At 39.7% G+C, this 4795-nt stretch carries 4 protein-coding genes; all 4 read right to left on the reverse strand.

Annotated features, from left to right (window positions below; genetic code table 11):
- Positions 1-365: 365 nt before the first annotated feature.
- The gene (locus tag F8S12_RS25970; protein WP_196519175.1) at positions 366-890 is read right to left on the reverse strand and encodes a GNAT family N-acetyltransferase; all 525 of its coding nucleotides are present in this window, start codon (positions 888-890) and stop codon (positions 366-368) included.
- 86 nt (positions 891-976) lie between these two features.
- Positions 977-2686, reverse strand: coding sequence for a fumarate reductase/succinate dehydrogenase flavoprotein subunit (locus F8S12_RS25975; protein WP_196519176.1), 1710 nt, complete (start codon positions 2684-2686; stop codon positions 977-979).
- A gap of 26 nt (positions 2687-2712) precedes the next feature.
- Positions 2713-3771 carry a sulfonate ABC transporter substrate-binding protein gene (locus tag F8S12_RS25980; RefSeq protein WP_196519177.1) on the reverse strand — a complete coding sequence of 353 codons (1059 nt, stop codon included), beginning with the start codon at positions 3769-3771 and terminating at the stop codon, positions 2713-2715.
- A gap of 252 nt (positions 3772-4023) precedes the next feature.
- Positions 4024-4353, reverse strand: coding sequence for a hypothetical protein (locus F8S12_RS25985; RefSeq protein ID WP_196519178.1), 330 nt, complete (start codon positions 4351-4353; stop codon positions 4024-4026).
- Positions 4354-4795: the final 442 nt, after the last annotated feature.

Consider the following 4795-nt stretch of genomic DNA (forward strand, 5'->3'; position numbering starts at 1 on the left):
GGGGTCGCCACAGGCGGGGGGATCTTATCCGAACGGTATTGACCCAACATCGATATTAATCTTAGCGAATAATTAAATATAAAAAATAGGTTTAGCATTGATTTTATCCAATAGATTGAGAGATGTCATGTAAATATTTTCTGTTTTCCCAATATCATGTGTTGGATTCCACTACGTTCTACCTAATCTACAAGAGATAGCGATCGCACTTTCACTTATTCCATTCATTAAAGATATTGTACAAGCTTCCAGGGCTTCAAGAATAGCTTAGCGTTCACATAGCTCAAAATTTAACAGGGTATTATCGATATCAAAAATTATAGCTTTATAACCCATTTTTGTTGTCTTAAACTCAAGATAAGTTTTCACAAATCAATCCAATATCGGGAAATAATTTTGTCCGAATTTTCCAAGAATCCCTCGCTTGTTAATTTACCTTGATTTTTCTGAATTATACGAGCGGAAGCAAGATTATCTTGCTCACAGGTTAAAAGCACACGACTCAATCCCATATTTCTAGCTTTTTCTAAAGTCATAGCCAGTATTTTTGTACCATATCCTTTACTTCTCTGAAAAGGACGAATCATATATCCAATATGTCCTCCTCGATGTTCTAAAGTAGGTACTAGCCAGTGACGCAGTTGGCTTTCGCCCAGAATTACCTTACCCTGCGTCACTAACCAAAAAGTTGTTGCAGGTACAAAACCAGGCTTTAAACTAATACCTTTTGAATTATTTTCTAAATATTGAATATAGGCGGAAAAATCTTCTTGAATTAACGTCAAATTATTCTGATAAAATAGACGTGATTCACCAAGTTTTTGATATTCCGCCACCATATTAATAAACTCTAAATATAAATCACAAGTTGGGTTAATTAGTTTAAGCATTTTAGAAAAGTCATTGAATTATTGATGGTGCATTGCGCTGGGTTACAATGCACTCTACATTTTGCTAAAACTTTTAAAACATCCTCTCACTTAACTGCAACATTGTATAATTCGTTGACTGTATCTATTTCTACAATGTAAGGATCTACAGGACGCTTAAACAATACCATTTGCTCTAATTCATCTTTCTTTAAATTGACATGACAAAACCATTCCTCATCATTTTTCTCTGGATAATCTAAGCGATAATGATAAAGACCCCAACGAGTCTCTTGGCGATATAATGATGCTCTGGCTGCCATTTCTGCACAGTCGCGAATAAAGTGAATTTCTAGACTACGCATCAATTCATGGGGATCACGAGCGCCCATTAAATCTAATGTTTGTTGATATTGAACAAAATGTTTCAAACCAATCTCGATTTTATTACCTGATTTTGGTGGTTGCAGATAATCATTAACTAAGCGTCTTAATTTGTATTCTACTTGAGTATGAGGTACACCATTAGGACGTGTTAATGGAGCGTATATTCTAGCTTTTTCAGCTTCTAAAAAATCTGTATCTGGTTCAATAAAATCTAAATTTTGGATATATTCAATGGCATGAGTTCCCGCTATGCGACCAAAAACAAATGCCCCAATCATGTAATTATGGGGAACGCTGGCCATATCTCCGGCTGCATATAAGCCTGGGATGGTTGTTTGAGCGTTTTCATTCACCCACACACCAGAGGCACTATGACCACTACATAAGCCAATTTCTGAAATGTGCATCTCTACACCGTGAGTGCGATAATCTTCATTTCTACCTTGATGAAAACGTTCTCTACTTGGTCGTTCATTCGCCCACAGTATAGATTCAATCTCAGCGATTGTATCTTCATCAAGATGGGTCATTTTGAGTTGGACTGGCCCTTTTCCAGAATTTAATTCTTTCCAGATTTCCAACATCATTTGACCACTCCAATAGTCACAGCTAATGAAGCGATTTCCTTCGGCGTTAGCAGTATGAGCGCCAAAAGGCCCGGCGACATAAGCACAGGCGGGGCCGTTATAATCTTTAATTAAAGGATTAATTTGAAAGCATTCTATATTACTAAGTTCTGCACCTGCATGATAAGCCATTGAATAGCCATCTCCGGCATTAGTAGGATTTTCATAAGTGCCGTAGAGATAGCCAGAAGCAGGTAATCCTAATCTGCCACAAGCACCTGTACACAAAATGACTGCTTTCGCTTGAATGACGATATAATCACCGTTTCTGACATCAAATCCCACCGCACCAATAGCACGTCCTTCTTGGACTAATACACGGGTTGCCATGACGCGATTTGTGACTTTGACTTTGTGGCGTTTAACTTGTCGGGTAAGAATTGTTTTGAGGTCTTTTCCTTCTGGCATGGGTAAGACATATTTACCTACACGATGCACTTGTTTTAAATCATAGTTGCCTTGAGCATCTTTTTGAAATTTCACACCCCAAGTTTCTAATTCTTGGATAACTTCATAACCTAATTTGCCTGTTTGATAAACGGCTTTTTGGTTGACAATCCCATCGTTAGCAAGGGTGATTTCGCGCACGTATTGTTCTGGGGTAGAATGACCGGGAATGACTGCGGTATTCACACCATCCATACCCATTGCGATCGCACCACTTCGTCGGATGTTAGCCTTTTCTAAGATCAGCACCTCTGCATCGGGATTCGCTTGTTTGGCTTTAATTCCAGCCATTGTCCCAGCTGTACCGCCACCAATGACAAGTACATCAGTTTTTATTTGTTGGGTGTTGATGTCCATAAGCTTTTGCGAATAGGGAGGAACTTCTAAGATTTATTACCGTTCCAAACGATATCTTTGACTTGGATTTGCTTGGGAACTAGCTTGATTTTGTGAAAAGTATCGGCAATGTTTTGTTGCTGAGTGATTACTTCATCTGTTAACGGTAAAACGCCATACTTTCGTCGTTTTTCGGCATTTTCTAATGCTGCTGCGGGAATACCTAACTCTGGTTCTAAAAACTTGGCAACTTCTTCTGGATTATTTGTTGCCCATTTATCTACAATGCTTACTTCATCTAATAGAGTTTTCAACAAATCTGGATGAGAATTAACAAACTCTTGACGCGCAAGATAGTAACCCCGGTTCGGTGCTAAATTTGTCGCATCTGTTAATATCCTAACCTTTGTGTCGTGTTCAACTGCTGCTAGGTAAGGGTCCCAAATTGCCCAAGCATCAACGTTACCACTAGTAAATGCTGCACGGGCATCTGCTGGTGTTAGATGTGCTGGTTGAATGTCACTATAGTTTAATCCAGCAGCTTCTACAGCTTTGACAACAAGATAGTTAGTGTTCGAGCCTTTAGCAAAGGCTACTCTTTTTCCTTTAAGGTCAGCAACACTTTTAATTGGTGAATCTTGCGGTACAATAATTGCTTCAGCTTTGGGACTCCAAGGATCATAAGCAACATAAAGCAAGGGAGTACCTCCGGCTTGGGCAAATATTGGTGGTGATTCACCTGTATAGCCAAAGTCAATACTATCTGCGTTCATTGCTTCTAGCATAGGTGGACCTGCGGGAAATTCCGCCCATGTCACCGAAGCACCAGCAGCAGTTAAAGTTTGCGCTAAATTACCTCGGTTTTTGAGAGCGTTGAGAATAGTAGCCGCTTTTTGGTAGCCAATACGAACTACCACACCTTGATTTGCTGTCTGTGTTGCGGTGGAGTTACTTGTGTTGTTGGGAGAACAAGCCGAGATCACAAAAGTTAGACTTAATCCGACAGCAAAAAATAAGGCAAATGTGCCAATTCTGGATATTTCATAATTCCGAAGAAAGCTGCTGACAATCTTCATCAATCGATGTGGTAAATAGTTACTGAACATACGTACATTAAACTATAAGCAATATCAATACTACGATAAATATAGCAACTTACCGTATTTTTCTGATAGAATATTCACATAGATAAGCCGCAAATGCAAGATCCGAAAAAGTATGCCTGTAAGGAAAACTATTATTTTTCATCTGAATGTGCGATCGCTTCCAGGGTTGCCGCAGGCATCGCTCTCTGGCACCGTCCCCTACGAGTATCTGCACTAACCAATTAGTGGGGGATTCCAACTATTCATGCGTCTCTACAAGCTATCAGACAATTGCTTCACAAAATTCTGATGCTCAACTGTTGTTAATCCCTGCTGCACTATCTCAATTACTTTCGCTAAATTTCCGGCTAACAAGGCTTCTTTATCCAACCATAATCCTGGGAAAACTTCACTTTTGATGATTCCTTCCGAATTGGAGTCAAGCAGAATATACTTACCGAATGTTAGTCGAAACCAATCCAGTTCTCTGTCTTGAAAGCGCCAAACTATATTTTGAGTTAGTCTGTCACCGTTTTCCAGAGCAGGAATTGTGTTTTTTGGCGCGATGTCTTCGACATAGCTTTTGTACGCACTTGAAGTCATAGCTGGAATATTAAGAGGAGGAACTGTAGGGAAAATATTTTGCTTCTATCCAGATTCTAAAACATTACAAAAAACAGGGTGTAGGGTGTAGGGTTTAGGGTGTAGGGGTTTAAATAAAAACTTTAGTTCTGAGTTTAAAGCTCAGTTTAAAAAAAGATGTTTTTCGAGACGCAAAGCGCGAGAAAAACAGTGTCCTTGTTACAATCCCACGTTTTTAAACTTGGGTTCCCCACACCCTACCCCCCACACCCTACCCCCTTTGAATATGCTGATATCGCAATCCCAAATCATTTGTCAGAAACAAGATCCCCGACTTACCGACGTTTGCCATCGCATTTAATCTACGGGAAAAACTCAGTCAGTGCGTAGGCGTAGCCCGTCATAGACATCGCTTTTCCCAGATAAACAGTAAACCAAAAAGTTTTTCCCAAAGAGCGATCGC

This window comes from Nostoc sp. WHI, from assembly GCF_015714725.1.
Classification (GTDB): Bacteria; Cyanobacteriota; Cyanobacteriia; order Cyanobacteriales; family Nostocaceae; genus Nostoc.